The following is a 23,449-nucleotide window of genomic DNA, read 5'->3' as shown; positions in this document are numbered from 1 at the left end:
GCTTCACGGATCGGCGTAGAGCATACCGGATATTCGGTAAAGTCGGGCCGGCGCGAAAATCGGCACAACCTCGATTCAAAAAACCGCTTTGGCTAGCCGTCAAATCCGCTAGACTGGTTGCAATGAATGCACCGGGGAAACTAGAAACCGCAAGCGCGACGAAACGCTTCCAGGCCAAGCGGGATGCGATCCTCGCCGCGGCTGCCGACGCGATCAACGAACAGAGCGCCAAGGGGATGACCTTTGCCGACGTGGCGCGCCGCGTCGGCCTCAACACCACGTCGGTCACCTATTATTTCAAGCGCAAGGAAGACCTTGCCGCCGCCGCCTTCGAGCAGACGCTCGACCGGCTGGAGGCGATGCTGGACGATGCCGGCAACGAGCCGACGCCCGAGGCCCGGGTCGGGCGCTATCTCAACATCAACATGGAGCGGCTCGCCCGCATCCGCCGCGGCGAGGAGCGCGACTTCGCGATCCTGTCGGACCTGCGCGCCATGGAAGACCCGATCAAGCGCGAGCTGCTCGATCGCTGGCGCGGCGTGTTCCGCAAGACCCGTGCGCTCTGGGGCACCCCGGCCAGCCGCGCCGAGACCGATCTCCACGGCGCGCGCGCGCACGTGCTGCTCGAGAACACCTTCTGGCTCACCGCCTGGCTGCCCCGCTACGAGGTGGACGAATATCCCCGCGTCGAGGCGCGCCTCATGGACGTGTTCCGCACCGGCATCGCCGCGCCCGGCCAGGCCTGGACCCCGCACATGCTCGACCTCGAGCATGACGAGCCCGAGCCCGGCCGCGAGGCCTTCCTCCTCGCCGCCACGCGGCTGATCAACGAGCTCGGCTATCGCGGCGCCTCGGTCCAGAAGATCGCCAGCGAGCTCAACGTCACCAAGGGCAGCTTCTACCACCATCTCGATGCCAAGGACGACCTGGTCATCGCCTGCTACAAGCGCAGCTTCGACATCATCGCCGATGCCCAGCGCCTGGCCGAGACTGCCGGCGGAACCCATTGGGAGCAGCTCGAGAGCACGATCGCGACGCTGCTCGACTATCAGTTCAGCGAACGCGGCCCCTTGCTGCGCACCACCGCGCTGTCCGGCCTGCCGCCCCAGGTCCGCTCGACGATGATCGACCGCTCGAACCGCATCGCCCGCCGCTTCGCCGGCCTGCTGTCCGACGGCATCGCCCAGGGCTCGATCCGCGCGATCGACCCGCTGGTCGCCTCGCAGACGCTGATGGCGCTGCAGAACGCCGCCTTCGACATGCGCAAATGGGCCAGCACCATGCCGCGCGACAAGGCCGTGGCCTATTACGCCTCGACGATCGCCTTCGGCCTGTTCGACGATCGGGTGCTGGCAGGCTAGAGCGCCTCCGCCAGCTCCCCCGCCGCCTGCAACCGCTCGATATCCTGCCGCGGCGGCGCACCGAACAGGCGGCGATATTCGCGGCTGAACTGCGACGGGCTGTCATAGCCGACCGCGAACCCCGCCGAGCCCGCGCTCGCTCCCTCGGCCATCATCAGCCGGCGCGCTTCCTGCAGGCGGAGCTGCTTCTGATATTCGAGCGGCGTCATCCGGGTCACCGCCTTGAAATGCGCGTGCAGCGACGAGGGGCTCATCCCCGCCGCATCGGCGATGTCCTCGATCCGCAGCTGCCGGTCGAACCCGCTCCGGATCCGCGCGATCGCCCGGCTGATCTGGCCGAGATGGCTGTCGCCCTTCGCCATCCGCCGCAGCGTCCCGCCATGCGGCCCGGTAAGCAATCGGTACAATATCTCCCGCTCGACCAGCGGCGCCAGCGCGGCGATGCTCTCGGGCCTGTCGAGCAGCTTGACCAGCCGGCAGGCGGCATCGATCAGGTCGGCATCCCCCGGATAGACCGCCAGCGCGGGCAAGTCGCGCTGCGGCCCGGCCTCGCCTTCCGCGATCATCAGGTCGGCCAGCGCCGGCAGGTCGAGATCGATCTTGCAGCACAGATAGGGCGCGTCCGGACTCGCCTCGAGTACAAGCCCGACCAGCGGCAGGTCCACCGACACCAGCAGATAGCGCGACGCATCATACACCACGTCATGATCGCCGAGCGACACGCGCTTCGATCCCTGGGCGATCAGGCAAAGCGACGCCTCATAGACCGAAGGGATAGGCAGGCTCGGCTGGTCTGCCCGGATCAGCGACAGCCGACGGATCGCGGTCCCCGAAATCCCGGTTTCCGGCGTATGCCGTTCGATCAGCGTGGCGAGTGCGGCAATGTCGTGCATGCTGCCTGCTTCCATCATGCGAGAGAAGCACGCAAGCGCCTCCATCCACATTTGGAGGATCGTGCAATCCCTTCGGCCAATCGCTCTACCGCCCGAACCCTTTGCCGCCCCAAATCCTGTCTCGTCATTCCAGACGAGAAGGAACGAACCATGACGGGACTTAGCGACAAGGTCATCCTCATCACCGGCGCCTCCAGCGGCATCGGCGAAGCCACGGTCCGCGAGCTGGCGGCCACCGGTGCGAAGCTGTTCATCGGCGCCCGCCGCGGCGACCGACTCCAGACGCTGGCCGAGGAACTCGGCCCCAACATCGCCTGGCGCGAGCTCGACGTCACCGATGCAGCAAACTTCAAGGCCTTTGCCGACGCAGCCGAAGCGAAGTTCGGCCGGGTCGACGTGCTGATCAACAATGCCGGCGTGATGCCGCTCTCCCCGCTCGCCGCGCTCAAGACCGACGAGTGGAAGCGGATGATCGACGTCAACATCCACGGCGTGCTCAACGGCATCGCCACGGTGCTGCCGCGCTTCGTCGCCCAGCAGAACGGCCATGTCGTCAACGTCGCTTCGGTCGGCGCGCACCTCGTCCTGCCGACCGCAGCGGTCTATTGCGGCACCAAATACGCGGTCTGGGCGATCACCGAGGGCCTGCGCCAGGAGCATGACGACATCCGCGCGACGATCATCTCGCCGGGCGTCACCGCCACCGAGCTGGGCGACGACATCAGCGATCCCCAGGTCGCCGCCGCGCTCAAGGACTGGCGCCAGAAGTCGCTGACCCCGGACGCGATCGCCCGCGCGATCCGCTATGCGCTGGAGCAGCCCGACGGCGTGGACGTCAACGAAGTGATCGTCCGCCCCACCGCGGCCAACATGTAGGCCGCAATGCCGGGTCTTCGCGCGGCGAAGGCCCGGCATCGGCACACCATTGATCTCCCGGAACAATTCCGCTACTGGCGCCCGCCGGTAACCCCAAGCTCAGAAAAGGAGTGAGCCCATGCAGACCATTACCGCTCTCATCGCCACTTCCATTTTCCGAGTTCGGGAACATCGTACATGGGCAAGCCCCTTGCAGGTGACTTTGGTCGCCTGACCCTTATTCGCGGCCATCGCGCCGCGGCATCTTTCAATAGCTGCATCCGCCGCCTGCCGTCTTTCCTCGTCACCGGGGAGGTCGCGCCATGACCACGGCAAGCATCCACATCATCGCCTCGCCCGAAAGCTGGATCGAGCAGCTTGCGATCGACCAACTCCACCAGACCGCTGCGCTGCCCGGCATCGAAGCGGTCGTCGGCCTGCCCGATCTCCATGCGGGACGCGGCATCGCGGTCGGCGCGGCCTTCTGGTCGCGCACCCTGGTCTATCCGCATCTGGTCGGCAGCGACATCGGTTGCGGCATGAGCCTGTGGCGCACCAGCGTCACGCTGCGCAAATTCCGTCCGGACAATGCGGTACGCAAGCTTCACGGCCTGGAAGAGCCCTGGGAAGGCGACGCTCCCACGCGCCTTGGCGAGATGGGCCTCCCGCCCCTGGCCGGTGAAGCGCTGGGCACGATCGGCGGCGGCAACCACTTCGCGGAGCTGCTGCGCTTCGAGCAGGTGTTCGACGCCGACCTGTTCGAGGAACTCGGCCTCGACGCGCAGAGGGTTCACCTGATGGTCCATAGCGGCTCGCGCGGGCTCGGCCAGGCGATCCTCGACAGGCACCGCGCCCGGCACAATGTCGATGGTCTCGCCGCTGGCACCGCCGATTGTGCCACCTATCTCGCCGAGCATGACGATGCGGTGCGCTGGGCGGAGCTCAATCGCGCGGTGATCGCGGAACGCTTCCTCGATCGCCTGGGCGGAGACGGCGAGCGTCTGCTCGACATCTGCCACAACAGCGTCACGCCGCATCGCGGTGGCTGGCTGCACCGCAAGAGCGCAGCTCCGGCGGACAAGGGACTGGTCGTCATCCCCGGATCGCGCGGCGACATGACCTATCTCGTGCGGCCTCGCCCCGGCGCGCCGGCCGACACCGCGCTCCATTCGCTGGCGCACGGTGCAGGCCGCAAATGGAGCCGGAGCGAGGCGCGCGACAAGCTCGCCCGCCGCTTCCGCATCCCCGATCTCGAACGCACCGCCCTCGGCGGCCGGGTGATCTGCGAGGATCGCGACCTGATCTTCGAGGAGGCGCCACAGGCTTACAAGGACATCCACCAGGTCGTGCACGACCTGGAGCAGCACGGCCTGGTCGATCTTGTCGCCACGCTCCGCCCCCTGGTCACCTACAAGACGAGGCGCGCATGACCGATATCCTTCTCCATTTGTCCTCGGGCCAGGGACCCCGCGAATGCGAATGGGTGGTTGAGCGGCTCGTCCACGCCTGGGCACAGGAAGGCCGGGCGGCGGGCCTCGCCTGCGAACCAGTCGAGCCTGTGGATGGCCCCACGGCATCGGTGCTGCTGCGGGTCTCCGGCAAAGGTGCGCAAGCCTTTGTCGATGCCCGCACCGGCACGATCCGGTGGATCGGCACCAGCCCGTTCCGTCCGCTGCACAAGCGCCGCAACTGGTTCGTCGGCGCCTCGCGCGCACCCTTGCCCGAGGACGTGCCCGACCTTCGCGATACGGACATCCGCTACCAGACGATGCGCGCGTCGGGGCCCGGCGGGCAGCATGTCAACAAGACCGACAGCGCCGTGCGCGCCACACACTTGCCGACGGGCCTGACGGCCTTCTCGCAGGACCAGCGCTCGCAACATGCCAACCGCAACATCGCCCGGCTCAAGCTGGCGCTGCTGCTCCAGGGACGACGCGAACGGCGCGCAGCCGCGGGCGAGCGCGAACTATGGGACCAGAACCACGCCCTCGAACGCGGCAACGCGGTCCGGACCTACCGGGGAGAGAAATTCTCCCCGGGCTAGGCCGGCTTACGCACCAGTTTCTTCGGCCTGGGCCGCTTGAACCAGAAGGTCCACACCGCCAGGCTGCCGAGCAGCATCATCGTCAACCCCGAGGCGGTGAGCAGCAGCCGGTAGAGCAACCCGCCCACCTTGGCCGCGTGCACCGGATAGGCGCCGTTGAATATCTGCGCACCCCTGGGCAGGGCCAGCGCGTCGATCGATCCCAGCACATGCCCGTCTGCGGCGTCGAACCATACATTCGAGCGGCCGTTGGGCAACCACTCCCCGGCACGCTTCATCCGCACCAGGATCGGGTCGCCGGCCTTGCGCGGCAGCGAGAGGATGCGGATCTGCGCGTCAGGGAAACGGGCATGCGCCGCCAGCACGATCGCCCGCCAGTCCGGGCGCTGGGCAAGCGGCCCGCTCTTCACCTTGGGCGGCTTCATCGCCGCGGCATCGGCCGAAGGCGAGGAGAAAGGCGCGGTGATGATCGCCGCGAACGGCTTGAAGATCATCATCGTCCCCGTAACCGCCGAGAGCAGCAGCAACGGCGCCATCACGATGCCCAGGTCGCGGTGCTGCATCACGATCATCGGCCGGCTCATTCGCTTGGGCCAGATCCGGAACTTGAACGTCTTGCGCGTGCGCCACCACAGGATCGATCCGGTGATCACGAACAGGATCGCCGCCAGCCCGGCGATGCCGATCACCGTCTCCCCGGTATCGCCGGTGAAGAGGTGATGGTGCAGGTCGAAGATCCATTGCTCGGGCCGGCTCCACTGGCTGTCCCAGCGCGTCACCACATTGCCCGCCTGGTCGGCATAGGCGCCGGCGCCCTTGGCCATGCGGACCTGGTTGAGGCCGAACCGGTCACTGGCATAGGTGATGCCCTGCGCCTTGGGCTCGGACGCCATCAGCTTGGCGGTGGTCTCCGCGATCGCGTTCGGGTTCGCCACGCGCACGTCCGCGGCATGAGGAAGCGTCAGCGACAGCCAGCTCTCCTCATGGACAAGGATCGCGCCGGTCAGCCCCATGATCGCCAGCACCAGCCCCAGCACGCCGCCGGTCCAGCGGTGGGCCAGGTCGAGCCATCCCATCACCCCGCGCTGCATCAGAAACGATAGTCCCAGCTCAGCGTGAAGGTACGCCCGCGACCGGCATAGAAGACCGTGTTGTCGTTCGGCAGGCGGGTGTCCGACGCGTAGTCGATGTACATCCTGTCGAACAGGTTGGCGACGCTCAGGCTCAGGCCGCCCAGCTTCGTCTGGTAGCGGACATAGGCGTCGGTCAGCGCATAGCCGCCAAAGTCGTTCATGAAGAGCTTCTGCGGGTGCAGCGGGTTGGCGTCGTCGATCGTCCGCGCCTTGCCGTCGAAATGGCGCGACAGATAGAATTGCGTCTGCACGCGCGCGCTGAACGGCCCGCTGGCATAGTCCACCGCAAGGTTGACGCGGTCCGGCGAGATGTTGGTGCCGTCCAGATCGGTATCGACCTTGCCGTCTGGCACCGTGTCGGCGTCGTAGCGGCCGTTGAGCGTCGCATAGCCAATGCTGGCCTTCAGCCCCGGCACCGGCAGCTTCACGCCCAGATTGACCTCGAGGCCCTGGATCTCCACCCGCTGGCGCTGCACGTCGAAGATGCCGGCGGCGCGCGCGATAAGCAGCTGGCCCTTGTCGCTCGACGACCAGAAATAGGTGACCGATCCGTCGAGCGGCCCGCGCTTCACTTCCACGCCGATCTCGCGGTTGTTCGAGACGATCGGCGAGATGTCGAGATAATTGTCCAGGTCGACGCCCGTCACCTTGATCGCGCGGGTGATGCGGCCGATGTCGGGAACGGTGAAGCCCTCGGCATAGCTGGCATAGGCGCGGATACCAGCCACCGGCTCGACGATCACGCCGCCGTTGAACAGCAGGTCCTCGAACTTCGGCTTGCCGCCGGCCACCGCGACGCCGCCATAAGTCGCCTTGTTCGGCGCGACATAGGTGGTCGAGGCGAGCGTGTGGTAATCGTCGATCTTGATCGCGACATTCTCGTAGCGCAGGCCGCCGGCGAGGCGCAGCTTGCCATCGAACAGCTTGAGGTTGGCTTGGGCGAACGGCGCCAGACTGCGGAAGTCGCTGGGCGGCACCCAGATGCGGTTGGTGGCGATCAGCCGCTGCTCGGTCTTGTCGACTAGCGCATCGAAGCCGATCGTCGCGGTCAGCGCCTCGAAGCCCGGCACCGCGCGCTCGTAGCTCAGCTTGGCGCCGAGCTTGCGCGAGCGGTTCTCGGACTGGTCGAACAGCCTCTCGGTCGGGTCGATCGTCGGGTCCTGGAAGGTCGCGATCGGCGCGATCTCACCGCCGAACGTGTCGTGCGTGCGGTTGAAGAAGATCTGGCCGACGAAATTGCCGCCGCCCAGCGCGGTGTCGGTATAGGTCAGCGCCACACTCTCGGTGCGGCTCGCCGCAGCCTTGCCCGGCGCGTCGCCACGCACCGCGCTGGTCGGCAGGCCCGTCGCGCGGTTGCCCGTCACTGCAATATAGTCGCCATCACCCTTCAGCTCGAAGCGGCTGGCAATCAGGTCGATCCGCCCGGTTTCGCCCACTTGATAGCCAAGTCGCGAGAACAGCGAGACGGTCTTGGAGTCCTGGGTCTCGCCCTGGGTAAGGTTGAGGCCGACGCGGCGCCCGTCGCCGTCATAGAAGACACCGCGCTTCTCGAACGCCGCGCCGAAGGTCGCATCGAACCGGCCCGACTTCCACTGGACCAGTCCGGCAGCCTTGCCGCCCAGCCCGTCCTTGCTGAAATCATTGTCGGCGCTGCCCTGCAGCAGCACGCGGCCGCTGATGCCTTCCTGCTTCGGCGCGCCCACCGTCACTTGGTTGACGATGCCGCCGGTGCCGCCGATCCCCTGCAGCGCGTTCGAGCCATAGATCAGCTCGACCCGGTCGACGAAGAAGCCGTCGATGGTGAAGCCGTCGCGGCTGCCGTCGCGCATCGGGGTCGATTGCGGGATGCCGTTGATCGCGTAGAGCGGCGAGCGCCCACGCAGGCTCTCGCCTGCGCCCGACAGCTTCTGGCGGGTCGGGGAGAAGGACGGGGTGAGGTTCGCCACCGCATCGGTAACCGAGCCAGAAATCGCGATCTGCTGGTCGAGCCGCTGCTTGTCGATCACGTCGATGGTCAGCGGCAGCGCGTTGGGCGGCAGCACTGTGCGCGCGGCGGTGACGACGATCGCCTCGTCGCCCTCGCCATCCTTTTGCGGCTCGGCCTGCTGGGCACGCGCAACCTGCGGCATCGCCACGGTGAGCGTCAGAAACGGCAGGGAAAGCAGCGAAAGTCGCGCACGCACGGACATGATGTTGGGAACCCCCGAATTGGCGCCGCTCTCAGGCGGAGCGGCTTGATCGGGGTGCGGCTAGCAGCGCGGGGCTACTAATGCAAGTTAGTCGCAATAACTGTTCAGCGCAGCACCGCGAGCGCATCGACCAGGTGCACATCGTGCATCTGGTTCAGATAGGCCTCGTAATAGCCCTTGTGCGAGGCGCCGACGATGGCGAGTAGCCGCGTGCCCGGTGCGCGACCGATCACGTCGCGGATGTTCGCCACCATGCGCAGGTTGCGCGTCTCCCAATAGGCCAGATAGGCCCGGCCATAGCGCTGGGGCGAAGGCTCGAGGAACGCCGCGCCGAAATCGGATCGATAGGTCCGCATCGGCTGCCCGGGCGCGTTATAGGCCCGGTACATGTCGAGCAGCCCGTCCGGCTGAGCGAGACCAGCGGCCAGCGTCTTGTCTTCCTCCTCCCGTGCTGCCGTGTCGGGATTGTCCCATGCCTTCATCACGGCCTCGCCAGCAGCCTTGGCGTCCGCACCATCCTCGCGGTCCGCCGAATGGTCGTCGACGCTCCACACCCGTTCCAGGCCCAGCCGAGCGGCGAGCGGCGCGGCGATCATGTTGGTCTCGTTCCGCCGTCCTTTGATCTTGTCCAGCATCGCGACCAATTCGGCATTCAGCCCCTCGCCGGCGCGCCGTTCCGCCGGATCGAGCCGCAACCATTGCACCAGCGCCGAGGCGTTCTCGCCCGCCGCAAGGAACAGTGCCGCGAGATGCCGCCGCTGCGCCGGGCTCGGCGTAGCCGGCCACCCCGCGAGCACCCGCTCCGCCTCGGCATTGGCCGCCGGCACGTCGAGCCCAGTCGCCTGCGCGGCAACCCTGGTGTCGTAGCAATAGTCCTTGATCGTCGAGGCGTAGCGCGCCGGATAGCGACGCAGGCTGTCGCACTGCAGGCCGGACAGATCCTCGGTGGCGATCGCCGTCGGCCGCCACGCCTCAAGTCGGGCGAGCAGCGGCACCACCATCTCCGGGCGAAGCTCTTTCAGCCCGCTCAGATGAGCCGTGCCCAGCACCAGCACTTCGTTCGGCTTGCCTGCAGGCGGTCCCTTGAGCTGGTCGGGATGGAAGGCCGGGCGATAATCCTGCGCCTGGGCAAGCGGAATGCCGATGCCCACGAACGCCATCGTGAAGGCGACAAGATATCGGCCATTCGATGCTGCCATGAAGATTCCCGGGGTGGTTCGCTTTCTGGTAATCTCATTGTGTTGCTCGTGCAACACACTTCCCGAGATCGCGGATCTACGCGGTGGCTAGAAGAGGTCGCTTATATCAGGAAAATCTTCCGGCTCGAACGCATCATCGGGAGCCTGTCTGCCTGCGAGGCGCACAGCTACCCGCGTATCCAGCATTGCGCGAAGCCCTTCGAGGGAGGCGGGGTCCGTGGCCTGTATCCGCATATCGCCGAACCAGCAGATGCCGAAATCCTCGTAGAGGATGTCGATCGGATAAGCCTCGATATCCCAGAGATCCATGTGGCGGCTGCCGAGTACCGCGCTGGCCGGAATGACCTGCAAGCCTTCCCGGTGGTAGAGAAAGACCATGCTGCAAGGCGTGAAGCTTACCATTTTCTCGCACTGGTCGAGCAAACGGCGATGCTCCTGGTTGGACAGCAGTTTCCCCGGCTCGAGCCGCTTGGCTTGAGCAAGAAAGCCCTTTCTCACCGATTCCGTCGATGTTTCGATGTCTATCGTCATCACGATATCGGCGCCAAAGACAGGCTCCTCCTTCGTTTTCGTCAGGCTCCTCGCGCTGAGACGTCCGCGGCCAGGTGCCACGTCGACCTGCCAGGCGATGCTGCCGGTCTGGAAATCGTGAAGGGTCTCCTTCAATCGCCCGCAAAGCTGATCGGAAAAAGGCTCCTCATGAACGAGGTCGCCATCGCGATAGTCATGACAGGCCCGCATGGTTGCCCCGGCCAGCTTCCTGGCAAAAGCCTGCGCTTCCCCCCTTTTCACATCGCCTTCCAATATGCCCGATGGTTGCAACGCTCGGTCGAGCGCTATCACTCTGCCTTGGGCGCCGCAAACCGCAACCCGCCCCGCGCCTCTACCGTGATCGGCCCGCGCGGCTTCGCCGGCAGCGCCGTCTTCAGCCGCCCGAACACCCGCCGCGCATCGCCCGGCCGGCGCAGCTGGATGCAGAGATTGGTCTCGCCTTCCCGCCCCCAGCGCTGCACCTCCACGGCGCGCACGCCGCGGTCACGCTTGAGCAGCGCCTGCACCCGGTCGAACGCCGCGCGGTCGATCCCCATCGCATAGCTGGCGAACTCGACGCGCACCGCGCATCCCGGCGTGCCCGCACCCTGCGCGAAAGCAGATGCCGGCACGGCCAACGCGACAAGGCCAAGGACGGGCAGCACGAACATACGCATGGGCATCTCCAGACTTCGATGCCCCTTTCTCCCGCCGCTGCCCTGAACGCCGTCTGAAAGCGAAACGGGCCCGCGGATTTCTCCGCGGACCCGTCCCACACCCTTCCCCGGGGATTCAGAAGCGCGAGCGCAGCGTGATGCCATAGGTCCGCGGCTCGGCCAGATAGGCCGAGAAGATCTGCGAACCGCCCGGATAGCCCGCCGTCGGCGTGGTGCTCACCGCCTGGAACGGCGAGCTGAAGCCGACCTGCATGTAATTGGCCTTGGTCGCATTCTGAACCCAGAACTCGAGCGCCCAGAGCTGGTCTTCGCTGCCGATGCCGATGCGGCCATTGACCACCACGAAGCTGTCCTGCGCCTTTTGCGGGAACAGGTCCGAGCCGGTGTTGTAGTTGTCGGCCACGCGGGTATCGACATAGAGCAGACCGCGCAGCTTGCCGCCAAGCGACGGGGTCCAGGCCGCCGATCCGGTCGCCACCAGTTCGGGCGCGTTCGACAGCAGCTGGCCCGGCAGCAGCCGGAGTGCCGGATCGAGCGGCGCGCCGCTCTTCGAGCCCACCAGATTGTTGGCGTACTTGGTCTTGGCGTAGGTCAGGCCGAAGTTGAAGTTCAGGTCGCGCACCGGCGACAGGCCCATCTCGACTTCGAAGCCGGTCGACACCACGCCCGGCTTGGTCTGGCCCGCCGGGCAGACGCCGGTCGCCGCGCTCAGGTCGCGGTCGCCGCCGCCCAGGCTCGACTTGCAGCCATTGATGTTCTGGACGAGGTACACCGTGCCGTTGAAGGTGTTCAGCTGGAAGTTGCTGAATTCCTGGCGGAAGCCGGCGACGTTCAGGTTGAAGCCCTTGGTCGAGTACTTCATGCCCGCCTCATAGGCGTTCACCGTCTCCTCGTCGAACTGCAGCACATCGGCATAATAGCCGGCATTGGCGGTGCTGATCGGGAAGATCGGCAGCGGCTGGGCGGCGCTCGGGTTCTTGAAGGCCGAGCGGTCGAGGTTGAAGCCGCCCGCCTTGTAGCCGCGCGAGTAGCTCGCATAGATCATCACGTCGTCGCTCGGCTTGTAGGACAGGATCGCCGTGCCGGTGAACTTGTCCTCCTTGCGCGTGTCGTTGAGCGTCAGCGCGTTGAGCGCCGAGGACGATCCGCCCTGGCAGCTCAGCGTGATGATGCCGCCGGCGAGCGGCGCCAGCGCGGGCACTCCCATGAAGGGCAGCAGCGCCGCCTGCTGGGCCGGGCAGACCGTGTTGGTATTGTTGAAGTTGGCGTTCAACTTCTTGGTTTCGTTGGTGTAGCGCAGGCCCAGCGTCAGATCGAGGCCCTTGGCCACGTGGAAGATGTTGTGCGTGAAGAAGGCGAAGTTCGAGCTGGTCTGGTCGAAGTTCGCCGTGTCGTCGCCGACGTTGCGCACCGTATCGAGCCGCTGCAGCCCGCCGACCATCGCCGCACCCGCCGCGCCGAGCGGCCCGGCCGCGTTGCTCAGCACCGCCGTGCCGGTCGCCGACAGGCAGCCGACATTGTTCGGATTGTAGAAGGCACTGAACGAGCCATAGACCACGCGGCACGCGGCGAAGCGGCCATAGTCGTTGCCGAACTTGAGCTCGCTGGCGGTGTCGAGATCCTCATGCGCGTAATAGCCGCCGACCAGCCAGTCGAGCTTGCCGTCGAGCGCGTCGCCATGGAAGCGCAGTTCCTGGGTGAAGGTCTTGAAGCTGCGACCGCTCTTCGGGCCGAAATAGAGGATGTCGGCCAGGCCGTAATCGGCGTCCGCCGCCTGGGTGTTGTCATAGTCGCGATAGGCGGTGATCGAGGTCAGCTCGACGCCGCCCAGGTTCCAGTTGATCTCGCCCGAGATGCCCCAGTCCTTGGTCTTGCCGGTATAGGAGCGGTTGGCGCTGGTCGCGATGCGCCGCGAATAGGCGTCGTTATAGGCCGGGAAATATTGCGCGAAGGTGGTGCCCGTGATGCCGGTCAGCACCGTCGCCACCGGCGTGCCCGGCGCGATCAGCCCGGGATTGGTCGGCGACAGATAGGCATTGGCCTGCGAGACGTCGGCAGTCGCATAGACCGCGGCGCAGCAATCCTCCTTGCGGTGGCTATAGTCGGCGATCAGGCGGACCGACAGGTCCGAGCTCGGCTGGAACAGCAGCTGGCCGCGCACCAGGTAGCGGTCGCGATTGTTGATGTCCCGCCCGGTGTTGACGTCGTGGTAGAAGCCGTCGCGCTTCGAATAGAGCCCGTCGAGTCGGAACGCGACCTGCTCGGAAAGCGGGCCGGTCACCGCGCCCTGCAGGCGCCAGGCATCGTAATTGCCATAGGTCGCCTCGGCCATGCCGCCAAAGGTGAATTCGGGCCCCTTGGTGGTGACGCTCAGCATGCCGGCCGAGGCGTTGCGCCCGCCCAGCGTGCCCTGCGGGCCGCGCAGCACTTCGATCCGCTCGATCTCGCCCAGATCGTTGAGGCCAAGGCCGGTGCGCGAGCGATAGACGCCGTCGATGAAGGTCGCGACCGAGCTCTCCAGGCCCGGATTGTCGCCCACCGTGCCGACGCCGCGGATACGGGCCGAGGTGTTGGCGTCGCTGCCGGTCGAGGAGACGAGCAGCGACGGCGCGACCTGGTTGAGCGCGCGGATGTCGTTGGCGCCGGTGCGCTCGAGCTGGGTGGCGGTCACCGCCGAGACGGCGAGCGGGACGTCGGCCAGCACCTGGGCGCGGCCCTGTGCGGTGACGACGATCTCGTTGGGATCGCTCGGGCCCTGATCCTGGGCAGTTGCGTCCGCCGGCGGTGTCTGGGTGTCCTGCGCGAAGGCAGGGGCCGCCAGCGCAATCGAAAGCGCAGGCACAGCAACGCACGACAAAAGGCGTAACCGCATCATCATCATCTCTCCCACCACGGGCCAGAGCACTTTGCCGGCTCCATACCCTATCCTCGAATACTGACAGGTCCCTGAGGGACGTCAAGCAGAACAAAGGTTGCAAAAGGGGACTAAACTAGCAGTGTTGCGCAAATGTCATATGTTGCTGGCGCGTGTCGAAGCCCCTCAGCCGAATCGATCTTCGAAAAATTCCATCATCTGCGTAAATTTCTTGGGCGCGGCGGAAGTATCGAGGCGCGATAGCCGAACCGACACCTTGCCCCCCTCCCGTCATCCCGGCGAAAGCCGGATCTCAGGCGATGGCGCGATAACCATTCCCCCTCCCTGCAAGGGAGGGGCCAGGGGTGGGTTAGAAAAGAACGGGCTCGATGCCCGGTCTTTTCTTCCTACCCACCGGCTAGCCGGGCTCGCTGCGCTCGTAACCCACCCCCAACCCCTCCCTTGCAGGGAGGGGAGTTCAGCTCCTCAATACCCGTTCAACCGCGCAAACCGCTCCCGGTGCCAGGCCGCGTTCCCCCATTGCGCCTCCAGCACCCGCGCCCGCTTCAGGTAGAAGCCGGCATCATGCTCGTCGGTCATGCCGATGCCGCCGTGCAGCTGGATCATCTCGCGGCTGACCAGGTGGAGCGTCTCGTTCGCCACTGCCTTGGCCAGGCTGACTTCCTGCGCGACATTGGCCCGGCCGCTGTCGATCGCCTCCAGCGCGCCTTCCACTGCCGAGCGGCACAGCTCGAGCTCGGTGAACATCCTGGCCATGCGGTGCTGCAGCGCCTGGAAGCTTGCCAGCACCTGACCGAACTGGACCCGCGTCTTGAGATAGTCGTTGGTCTGGGCGAAGGCGCTCTCCGCCATGCCGAGCATCTCCGCCGAAGCCGCCGCAGCAGCACGGTCCGCGATATGGCCGATCAGCTCGGCCCCGCCGCCCAGCGCCTCTGCCGGGGCATTGTCGAAGCTCACCTGGGCATGGCTGCGGCCGTCGGTCAGGTGGCGCGGCGATCGCGTCACCCCGGCATCGCCGGAGACCAGATAAAGCCCGTCGGTCGCCGCGACGGCGAACAGCTGCGCGCTGTCGCCCTCGGGCACGAAGGCCTTCACGCCGCTCAGCTTGCCACCCGATACGGTCGTCGCGATCTTCGAAGGATCGAAGCGCGGCCCCTCGTCGATCGCGAGCGTCGCGATCACTTCCCCCGCCGCGATCCGGGGCAGCCATTCGGCCTTTTGCGCGTCCGAGCCACCTATCAGGATAGCGCTGGTCGCCGCCGCGGTGCTGGCCAGCGGGGTCGCGACTAGGTTGCGGCCGAGCTGTTCCAGCACCAGCCCCAGCGAGACATAGCCCATCCCTGCCCCGCCCTGTGTCTCGGGCACCAGCACACCGGTCCAGCCCATCTCGGCCTGCGCCGCCCAGGTCGCGGCGTCATAGCCCGCAGCCGGCGCCGCATCGCGCATCTTGCGGAAGGCGCTGACCGGCGCCTTGTTATCCGCCCACTCCCGCGCCATGTCGCGCAGCATCGTCTGTTCTTCGGTCAGGATTGCCACAGAAAACTCCCTCTCTCCGCTTGCGGGGAGAGGGTCGGGGAGAGGAGCAAAATGCCCGCGCTCTCCCCCTCCCCAGCCCTCTCCCCGCAAGCGGGGAGAGGGAGATGATTATTGATGATCCAGCATCCCCAGGATGCGCTTGGCGATCACGTTGTTCTGGATCTCGGTCGACCCTCCATAGATCGACACCGCCTTGCCGAAGAGCCAGGTGCGCACGTCCTTGAGCGCGTCCTCCTCGAAGCCCTCGCCCTCCCAGCCAAGGCCCGCGAACCCGCGGATCTCGATCAGCAGCTCGGAGCGCTCCTGCATGATCCGCGCGCCGACATTCTTCATGATCGAGGTCGCCGCGCTCGGCCCCTGGTTGGACTTGGCCTCCAGCGCGGTGCGGCGCAGCGTCAGCATGAAGCTGCGCAGGTCCATCTCGTGCCGGGCGATCCGGCTGCGGAGGTCCGAGTCCGCGATCCGCCCCTCGCTGTCGACGCCGACATATTTCTTGGCGATCTGGCCAAGCGACGCGCCCGAGAACATCCGCCCCGCGGTCGACCCGCCGCCCGACAGGCTCGAGCGCTCGTGTTGGAGTAGCCGCTTGCCGATCGTCCAGCCTTCGCCTTCCTGGCCCACGCGGTTGCTCTTGGGTACCTTCACATCGGTGAAGAAGGTCTCGCAAAAGGGCGAACTGCCAGAGATCAGCTGGATCGGCCGCACTTCCACGCCCGGCGCATCCATGTCGCAGAGCACAAAGGTGATCCCCTCATGCTTCTTCGACTTGTCGGTGCGGACCAGCATGAAGCATTTGTCCGCCCATTGCCCGCCGCTGGTCCAGGTCTTCTGGCCGTTGACGACATAATGGTCGCCATGGTCCTCGGCGAAGGTCTGCAGCGAAGCGAGGTCCGACCCCGCGCCCGGCTCCGAATAGCCCTGGCACCAGCGCACCGTCCCCTTGGCGATCGCCGGGATATGCTCGCGCTTCTGCTCCTCGGTGCCATATTCCAGCAGCGTCGGACCGAACATCATCACGCCCATGCCGCCGATCGGGTTCCAAGCGCCGGCGCGCTGCATCTCTTCCTGCAGCACCCGCGCCTCGGCCCGGCTGAGCCCGCCGCCGCCATATTCCTTCGGCCAGGTCGGCACGCCCCAGCCCTTGTCGCCCATCGCCTGCTGCCAGGCATCCTCCTCGGGCGAGTTGGTGTGCGGCCCCTCGACCGCGGACATCGCATTGTCCTTGCCCTTCAGGCTGGACGGGAAATTGGACGCAATCCATTCGCGGGCTTCAGCGCGGAACGTATCCAGGGGATTCGCCGAGGCGTCGATATCGGGGGCCGTGGCCATCGCTCTCTCCGGTGTTCTTGTTGGTTTCGAATTTGCGGTACGGAATGACAGGCGTCAAGCCACCTCATTCGGCATCCGGCCCCCAATCCTCGCCCCGCCCCCAAACCGTCATCCCGGCGAAAGCCGGGATCTCAGGCGATGGCGCGGGACGCGGGTAAAGAGCCGCGCGAGATCCCGGCTTTCGCCGGGATGACGGGAAAGCGGCTGTCCCTCTCCTCCACCTCTGCTAAGACGCATCCCAAGAGGGGATAAGAATGAAATTCGAACATCGCGCGGTGCCGATCGTGCTGATCGCCGTGCTCATCGACGTGATCGGCTTCGGCATCGTCATGCCGGTGCTGCCGGCGCTGGTCACCGAGCTCGGCCATGTCGGGCTGGACGAGGCCACCCGCATCGCCGGCTGGATGCTCGCCGCCTTCGCCATCGCCGGCTTCTTCGCCGGGCCGGTGCTCGGCAATCTCGGCGACCGCTATGGCCGCCGCCCGGTCCTCATTCTCTCGATGATCGCCTTCGCCATCGACTATGCGCTGATGGCCGCCGCGCCCAGCCTGTTGTGGCTGTTCGCCGGGCGCGTCATCGCCGGCATCGCGGGCGCCACCTTCGGCCCCGCGAGCGCGGTGATCGCCGACGTCACCCCGCCCGAGAAGCGCAGCGCGGTGTTCGGGATGATCGGCGCGGCGTTCGGCGTCGGCTTCATCCTCGGCCCGGCGCTGGGCGGGATCAGCGCAGGACTCGGCCTGCGCGCGCCCTTCCTGATCGCCGCGATCTGCGCCGCGCTGAACGCCGTCGTGATGTTCTTCCTGCTGCCCGAGACGCTGGCGAAGGAGAACCGCCGCCCGTTCCGCTGGTCCGACGCGCACATCATCGGTGCCTTCCGCCCGCTCTTCCATGCCGGCAATGCCGGGCCGCTGCTGCTCGCCTGGTTCTTCTGGCAGCTCGCCGGCACCGTCTATCCCTCGACCTGGTCCTTCTGGGCCGCGATCCGCTTCGGCTGGGACGCCACCGCGATCGGCTGGTCGCTCGCCTATGTCGGCTTCCTCACCGTGCTGGTCCAGGCGCTGCTCACCGGCCGGGTGATCAAGCGCTTCGGCGAGCGCGGCGCCGCGCTGATCGCGCTGAGCTGCGCGTCCTTCACCCTGCTGTCCTATGCCTTCATCCAGCAGGGCTGGCAGGTCTATGCCTTCTTCCTGGTCGGCGCGTTCGGCGCCTTCGCCTATCCGGCGCTCAACGGCACGCTGTCGAACATGGTCGACGCCTCGCACCAGGGCGCGTTGCAGGGCGGCGTGTCGAGCATGAACAATGTCGCGGCGATCCTAGGGCCGCTGATCGCCACCCAGGCGCTGGCGGCCGGCTCGCACCACGGCTTCGACGGCGCCGCCTTCCTCGTCGCCGGCACGCTGATGGCACTGGCCGCGCTGATCATCGCGCTGTTCGTCCATATGCGCCGCTCGTCCGAACCCGCGCCCGAGTGATTTTTCGAAAATTGCGTATGGCGTTCGCGGCGGCGCTCTTCTAGCCTGTCCGCAACAGGGAGGGGTTATGCGTACCGACGAGATGCTGGCGAGCGAATTCGCCACCCTGTCCGATCTGATCCGCGGCCATGCCGGGGAGCGGCCCGACAAGCCGGCGATGATCTTCGAGGACCGCGCGATCTCCTATGCCGGGCTCGACGCGCTGCTCGACCGCCTCGCCACCGCGCTCCAGCGCGAAGGCGTGGGCAAGGGCGACGCGGTCGCGATCCTCGCCTCCTCCTCGATCGAATATGGCGCCGCCTTCCTGGCCGCGCTGCGCGCCGGCGGCGTCCCCGCCCCGCTCCAGCCCTCGGCCACCGCCGAGCAGCTCGCCGCGATGATCGCCGACAGCGGTGCGAAGATACTGTTCCTCGACGAGGCCGGCGCGAAGGCGCTCGGCGACGTGCAGGTTTCCGCCATGCTCGTACGCCTGGAGACGCTCGACGGCTTCCTCGCCCCCGAAGGATCGAAGCCAGAGCCGGTCGAGGTCTGCCCCGACGATCCCTTCAACATCATCTATTCCTCCGGCACCACGGGCACACCCAAGGGCATCGTCCAGCCCCAGTCGATGCGCTGGATCCACATCGCCCGCGCACCCGGCGGCTTCGGCAGCGCGGTGACGATGATCGCCACCCCGCTCTATTCGAACACCACCCTGGTCAGCTTCATCCCGACCATCGCCTGGGGCGGCACTGCCGTGCTGCTCGGCAAGTTCGACGCACATGCTTTCGTCAGCCAGGCGGCGAAGCACCGCGCCACCCACGCGATGCTCGTGCCCGTCCAGTATCAGCGGATCATGGCGCTGCCCGATTTCGACAGCTTCGACCTGTCGAGCTTCGCGCTCAAGACCTGCACCAGCGCGCCCTTCTCGCCGGCGTTGAAGGCAGACGTCCTCGCCCGCTGGCCCGGGCTGCTGGTCGAATATTACGGCATGACCGAGGGCGGCGGCACCACGGCCCTGGTCTGCAACATGCACCCGGCCAAGCTCCACACCGTCGGCACCCCGCTGCCCGGCCAGGACATCCGCCTGATCGACGAGGAGGGCAACGAAGTGCCCCAGGGGGAGATGGGCGAGGTCGTCGGCCGCTCGGGCGCGATGATGACCGGCTATCACGGCCGCGCCGAGGCCACGGCGGCGGCGACCTGGCACGATGCCGAGGGCAACCGCTATATCCGCCACGGCGATGTCGGCCGGTTCGACGAGGACGGCTTCCTGATCCTGATGGACCGCAAGAAGGACCTGATCATCTCGGGCGGGTTCAACATCTACCCCTCGGACCTCGAGGCGGTGCTGATCGGGCATGACGGCGTCACCGATTGCGCCGTGGTCGGCATCCCCTCCGAGCAATGGGGCGAGACGCCGATCGGCTTCTACACCGGCCCCGGCGAACCGGCGGAAATCCTCGCCTGGTTCAACGCCCGGGTCGGCAAGACCCAGCGCCTCGCCGATCTGGTCCGGGTCGACGAGCTGCCCCGCAGCGCGATCGGCAAGATCCTCAAGCGCGAGCTGCGCGACCAATACGCCGCCGCATGACCCCGCTCGCCTCGATCCTCGCAGCCGCCACCCGCACCGAGACCGGCTTCACCGCCACTGTCCCGACCGACTGGATGCAGGGCCGCACGGCCTATGGCGGCCTCTCCGCCGCGCTCGCGCTCCAGGCGGCGCTGGAGGTGGAGCTCGACCTGCCCCCGCTCCGCTCGGCCCAGGTCGCGTTCATCGGCCCGCTCGCCGGCGAGGTGACGGTCACCGCGACCAAGCTCCGCCGCGGCCGCAACGCCGCCTTCATCCAGTCCGACGTCATATCCGAGGCCGGGCTCGGCATGCGCGCCACCTTCGTGTTCATGGCCCCGCTCGCCTCGGCGCTCGACCATGACACCGCCCCGCGCGCCACCCAGGCGCCGCCCGCCCCCGATGCCGCGCTCTACACCGGCCCCGAGGATTTCTTCACCGGCAACTTCAACTTCCATGACCGGAAGGACGGTCTCGGCCCCGCCGAATGGCTCCGCTGGGCGCGTCTGCGCGACCCCGCTGGCCTCCACCCGTTCGTCGAGCTGATGGCGATCGGCGACGCGCTCCCTCCGGCGGCGTTCAAGCTGCTCGATGAGCGCCGCACCCCGCTCAGCTCGCTCAACTGGCAGATCAACTTCCAGACCGCGGAGCCTTCCACCACCGATGGCTGGTGGCTGCTCCACGCCCATGCCGACACCGCGCATCACGGCTATTCCACCCAGCGCATGGCGATCTGGAACGCGGCAGGCGAGCCGATCGCCGAGGCCATGCAGGGCGTCGCCATCTTCGGCTGACACAATTTGCGACAGTTTCCCCGCGGCCTGACAAACCATTGCGACAGCCCCGGGCGAAAAGCCGAACCCTGACGGGGGCCATGAACCTCCGCGACCAAGGAGTTCAGCCCCGATGAAGAAGTTCCTCCTCGCTGCCGCCTTCGCCGCGACCCTGACTGCGGTTCCGGCCCTGGCCCAGGATGCCCCGCGCGGCGGCGGCATGTTCGGCCGCCTCGACGCCAACAAGGACGGCGTCATCACCAAGGAAGAATATGACGCCGACGTCGCCGCGCGCTTCGCCCGGCTCGATACCGACAAGGACGGCAAGGTCAGCCAGGCCGAGCGCGACGCCGCGGGCCGCGGCGGCGGCATGGGCATGCGGAACATGACCGGCGACGTCACCCTCGCCGACATGCAGGCCCAGGCCCAGCGCCGCTTCGACCGGCTCGACGCCAATCACGACGGCAAGATCGACCAGGCCGAGATCCAGGCGATGATGGACCGCATGCGCGATCGCCAGGCTTCCCCGCCGGCCGACGGCAACAACTAAGTCGGCCGCTTCGGCCCGGGCGGGCTCTTGCCTCCTCGCCCGCCCGGGCACCCCTTCCCCTTGCCTTGCGCTGCGCCCATGACCTACGAACCCGACATGTCGGATACGCCGCACCTCCTGCTCGTCGAGGACGAGCGCTCGATCCGCGAGCCGCTCGCCCAGTATCTCACCAAGCAGGGGTTCCGGATCACCCAGGCCGGCGATGCCGAGGGCGCACGCGCCCGCATGGCCGCCTATGCGATCGATCTGGTGGTGCTCGACATCATGATGCCCGGAGAGGACGGCCTGTCGCTCTGCCGCCATATCCGCGAGACCGGCGACACCCCGGTGATCCTGCTCACCGCGCGCGGCGAGGAGACCGACCGGATCGTCGGGCTCGAGATGGGCGCCGACGACTATGTCGTGAAGCCCTTCTCCCCGCGCGAGCTCGCCGCCCGGATCAAGGTGGTGCTGCGCCGCCTCCAGGCCGGCGGCACCCGCCAGCACGCGCCGGACGCCGGCAGCTTCGCCTTTGCCGGCTGGGTGCTCAAGACCGGCGAGCGCGCGCTGGTCGATCGCGAGGGCGTCTCGGTCCCGCTCTCCACCGGCGAGTACAATCTCCTCCACGCCCTGGTCACCCGCCCCCGCGCGGTGCTGACCCGCGACCAGCTGCTCGACCTGACCCAGGGCCGCGAAGCCGCCGCCTTCGACCGCGCGATCGACAACCAGGTCAGCCGCTTGCGCAAGAAGATCGAAGTCGATGCGAAGAACCCCGCGATCATCAAGACGGTATGGGGCGGCGGGTACACGCTGGCGGCGGAAGTGACGCGGCTGTGAACGTAGGAATGGCCCATCTCAATCCTCCCCCGCCAGGGGGAGGTGGCAGCCGCAGGCTGACGGAGGGGGCGGACTCCAGGCAGATGTTATTGCCCACCTTCCCCTCCGACGCGCTTCGCGCGCCACCTCCCCCTTGCGGGGGAGGATTGATGGAATGACTCGCCTCTTCCCCCGCTCCCTCCCCGGCCAGATCGCCCTCCTCGTCGCAGTGGCGCTGTTCGTCGCGCAGGCGATCAATTTCGGCCTGCTGGTCCGCGAGCGCCAGGGTGCCCGTTTCGCCCAGGTGATCGTCCCCTCGGTCACCCGGCTGATCGACGCGGCCGAGCGGCTCGGCACCCCTATCAACCCGCGCCCGGACACTCCCGCCGCCATGGATCGCCGTGAGGGCCGCGACGGCCGCGATCGCCGCCAGGGCCGCGGCGGCCGGGTCGACTTCGTTCCCGCCAACCCGATCCCGGCCGAGCTCGGCCGCCGCGCCGATATCGAGCGCGACCTGCGCCGCGGGCTCACCGATGGCGGCGTGCAGGTCGGCCAGGTGATCGCGGTGATCCGTCCGATCGACGCCAACCGCCCGCTGCTCAAGCGCATGGATCCCGCCCGCGCCGATCGCCTGCGCCGCCTCGGCGCCGAGCTGATGGTCGGGGTTGAGCTGCCCGGCAAGGGCTGGCTGTCGCTCAGTTCGGCCTGGCCCCGCACCGAGCGAGCGCTGATCTGGCAGCTGCTCGCCCAGACGCTGATCCTCTACATCGTCGTGCTCGTGCCCGTGCTCTGGGCCGGCCACCGAATCGCCCGCCCCTTGCGCAAGCTCGCCACCGCCGCGCGCGACTTCCACCCCGGCGACGATGCCGATCCGGTCGAGGAGGCCGGCCCCAGCGACGTCCGCGCGGTGATCGCCGCCTACAATTCGCTCAGCACCCGCGTCACCGCGATGCTCGACGAGAAGGACCGCATGCTCGGCGCGATCGGCCACGACCTGCGCACGCCGCTCGCAGCCCTCCGCGTCCGCATCGAATCGGTCGAGGACGACGAGGACCGTGCGCGCATGGCGGACACGATCGACGAGATGAACCACACGCTCGACGATATCCTCAGCCTGGCGCGGCTGGGGCGCCCGAGTGAACCGCCCACCGATGTCGACCTGTCGGCGCTGATCGACGCGGTGGTCGAGGATTTCCGCGATCTCGACCAGGACGTGACCTTCGAGGAAGCGCCGCGCCTGCGCATGCATCTGCGCCCCTCGCTGATGCGCCGCGCGGTGCGCAACCTGATCGAGAACGCGATCAAATATGGCGGCGCCACCGAAGTGCGCCTCCGTTCCGATGACCGCAGCGTCCGCATCGAAGTGTGCGATCGCGGCCCCGGCATCCCGCCGGAGAAGCTCGAGAAGGTCTTCGATCCCTTCACCCGTCTGGAAGAGTCCCGCAACCGCGAGACCGGCGGCGCCGGCCTCGGCCTCGCCCTCGCCCGCGCCATCGTCCGCGACGCCAGCGGCGAGATCACCCTCGCCAACCGCGAAGGCGGCGGACTGGTCGCGACGATCACCCTGCCGCGTACTTAGCCACAAGCCGTCATCCCGGCGAAAGCCGGGATCTCAGGCGAAGGCGCGGAACAAGAGCCGCACGAGATCCCGGCTTTCGCCGGGATGACGGAATTGCTCCAGTTCCCCC

At 67.4% G+C, this 23,449-nt stretch carries 19 protein-coding genes; 10 read left to right on the top strand and 9 right to left on the bottom strand.

The window, feature by feature from the left end:
* Positions 1 to 122: 122 nt before the first annotated feature.
* On the top strand, positions 123 to 1,361 hold the full coding sequence (locus tag ACEN8G_RS08780) for a TetR/AcrR family transcriptional regulator (RefSeq protein ID WP_413416166.1): 1,239 nt from the start codon (positions 123 to 125) through the stop codon (positions 1,359 to 1,361).
* Here ACEN8G_RS08780 and ACEN8G_RS08775 read toward each other — a convergent pair.
* Positions 1,358 to 2,254 carry an AraC family transcriptional regulator gene (locus ACEN8G_RS08775; RefSeq protein ID WP_413416165.1) on the bottom strand — a complete coding sequence of 299 codons (897 nt, stop codon included), beginning with the start codon at positions 2,252 to 2,254 and terminating at the stop codon, positions 1,358 to 1,360. The genes ACEN8G_RS08780 and ACEN8G_RS08775 overlap by 4 nt on opposite strands.
* Before the next feature lie 150 nt (positions 2,255 to 2,404).
* Here ACEN8G_RS08775 and ACEN8G_RS08770 point away from each other — a divergent pair, with 150 nt between their 5' ends.
* The 3 genes from ACEN8G_RS08770 to prfH all read left to right on the top strand — a co-directional run bounded on the left by ACEN8G_RS08770 (position 2,405) and on the right by prfH (position 5,153).
* Complete coding sequence (locus ACEN8G_RS08770) at positions 2,405 to 3,130, top strand: SDR family oxidoreductase (RefSeq protein WP_413416164.1); 726 nt, start codon at positions 2,405 to 2,407, stop codon at positions 3,128 to 3,130.
* A 302-nt stretch (positions 3,131 to 3,432) separates the two neighbouring features.
* Entirely contained in the window at positions 3,433 to 4,539 is a 1,107-nt protein-coding gene (locus tag ACEN8G_RS08765; protein WP_413416163.1) for an RNA ligase RtcB family protein, read from the top strand.
* The gene (prfH, locus tag ACEN8G_RS08760) at positions 4,536 to 5,153 is read left to right on the top strand and encodes a peptide chain release factor H (protein ID WP_413416162.1); all 618 of its coding nucleotides are present in this window, start codon (positions 4,536 to 4,538) and stop codon (positions 5,151 to 5,153) included. The genes ACEN8G_RS08765 and prfH overlap by 4 nt, the downstream gene beginning before the upstream one ends.
* On the opposite strand, the gene ACEN8G_RS08755 is transcribed toward prfH, so the two are convergent.
* The 8 genes from ACEN8G_RS08755 to ACEN8G_RS08720 form a co-directional block, all read right to left on the bottom strand.
* A complete protein-coding gene (locus ACEN8G_RS08755; RefSeq protein ID WP_413416161.1) occupies positions 5,150 to 6,244 on the bottom strand; it encodes a PepSY-associated TM helix domain-containing protein in 1,095 nt (364 codons plus the stop codon). The genes prfH and ACEN8G_RS08755 overlap by 4 nt on opposite strands.
* Positions 6,244 to 8,475, bottom strand: a complete 2,232-nt coding sequence (locus tag ACEN8G_RS08750) for a TonB-dependent receptor (RefSeq protein WP_413416160.1) — start codon at positions 8,473 to 8,475, stop codon at positions 6,244 to 6,246. The genes ACEN8G_RS08755 and ACEN8G_RS08750 overlap by 1 nt, the downstream gene beginning before the upstream one ends.
* Positions 8,476 to 8,579: 104 nt before the next feature.
* Positions 8,580 to 9,674 carry a DUF5694 domain-containing protein gene (locus tag ACEN8G_RS08745; RefSeq protein WP_413416159.1) on the bottom strand — a complete coding sequence of 365 codons (1,095 nt, stop codon included), beginning with the start codon at positions 9,672 to 9,674 and terminating at the stop codon, positions 8,580 to 8,582.
* An 87-nt stretch (positions 9,675 to 9,761) separates the two neighbouring features.
* Complete coding sequence (locus ACEN8G_RS08740) at positions 9,762 to 10,478, bottom strand: hypothetical protein (RefSeq protein WP_413740773.1); 717 nt, start codon at positions 10,476 to 10,478, stop codon at positions 9,762 to 9,764.
* A gap of 35 nt (positions 10,479 to 10,513) precedes the next feature.
* Positions 10,514 to 10,882 carry a hypothetical protein gene (locus ACEN8G_RS08735; protein ID WP_413416157.1) on the bottom strand — a complete coding sequence of 123 codons (369 nt, stop codon included), beginning with the start codon at positions 10,880 to 10,882 and terminating at the stop codon, positions 10,514 to 10,516.
* A gap of 115 nt (positions 10,883 to 10,997) precedes the next feature.
* Positions 10,998 to 13,754, bottom strand: a complete 2,757-nt coding sequence (locus ACEN8G_RS08730) for a TonB-dependent receptor (protein ID WP_413416177.1) — start codon at positions 13,752 to 13,754, stop codon at positions 10,998 to 11,000.
* A 468-nt stretch (positions 13,755 to 14,222) separates the two neighbouring features.
* Complete coding sequence (locus ACEN8G_RS08725) at positions 14,223 to 15,293, bottom strand: acyl-CoA dehydrogenase family protein (protein WP_413419422.1); 1,071 nt, start codon at positions 15,291 to 15,293, stop codon at positions 14,223 to 14,225.
* A 108-nt stretch (positions 15,294 to 15,401) separates the two neighbouring features.
* The gene (locus ACEN8G_RS08720) at positions 15,402 to 16,622 is read right to left on the bottom strand and encodes an acyl-CoA dehydrogenase family protein (RefSeq protein ID WP_413416635.1); all 1,221 of its coding nucleotides are present in this window, start codon (positions 16,620 to 16,622) and stop codon (positions 15,402 to 15,404) included.
* A gap of 254 nt (positions 16,623 to 16,876) precedes the next feature.
* Here ACEN8G_RS08720 and ACEN8G_RS08715 point away from each other — a divergent pair, with 254 nt between their 5' ends.
* The 6 genes from ACEN8G_RS08715 to ACEN8G_RS08690 all read left to right on the top strand — a co-directional run bounded on the left by ACEN8G_RS08715 (position 16,877) and on the right by ACEN8G_RS08690 (position 23,340).
* Entirely contained in the window at positions 16,877 to 18,094 is a 1,218-nt protein-coding gene (locus ACEN8G_RS08715) for a TCR/Tet family MFS transporter (RefSeq protein WP_413416637.1), read from the top strand.
* Between the two features lie 67 nt (positions 18,095 to 18,161).
* On the top strand, positions 18,162 to 19,667 hold the full coding sequence (locus tag ACEN8G_RS08710) for a class I adenylate-forming enzyme family protein (RefSeq protein ID WP_413416639.1): 1,506 nt from the start codon (positions 18,162 to 18,164) through the stop codon (positions 19,665 to 19,667).
* Positions 19,664 to 20,437, top strand: coding sequence for a thioesterase family protein (locus ACEN8G_RS08705; protein ID WP_413416641.1), 774 nt, complete (start codon positions 19,664 to 19,666; stop codon positions 20,435 to 20,437). Before ACEN8G_RS08710 ends, ACEN8G_RS08705 begins: the two co-directional genes overlap by 4 nt.
* 112 nt (positions 20,438 to 20,549) lie before the next feature.
* The gene (locus ACEN8G_RS08700) at positions 20,550 to 20,966 is read left to right on the top strand and encodes an EF-hand domain-containing protein (protein WP_413416643.1); all 417 of its coding nucleotides are present in this window, start codon (positions 20,550 to 20,552) and stop codon (positions 20,964 to 20,966) included.
* Positions 20,967 to 21,062: 96 nt separating this feature from the next.
* The gene (locus ACEN8G_RS08695) at positions 21,063 to 21,782 is read left to right on the top strand and encodes a response regulator (RefSeq protein ID WP_413416658.1); all 720 of its coding nucleotides are present in this window, start codon (positions 21,063 to 21,065) and stop codon (positions 21,780 to 21,782) included.
* Between the two features lie 154 nt (positions 21,783 to 21,936).
* Entirely contained in the window at positions 21,937 to 23,340 is a 1,404-nt protein-coding gene (locus ACEN8G_RS08690) for an ATP-binding protein (RefSeq protein ID WP_413416645.1), read from the top strand.
* The last annotated feature ends 109 nt before the right edge of the window (positions 23,341 to 23,449 follow it).

It is taken from the genome of Sphingomonas sp. Sphisp66, from assembly GCF_047324325.1.
GTDB lineage: Bacteria > Pseudomonadota > Alphaproteobacteria > Sphingomonadales > Sphingomonadaceae > Sphingomonas.
Note: the sequence above shows the minus strand (reverse complement) of the source record. Positions and strands in the feature narration are given on the sequence as shown.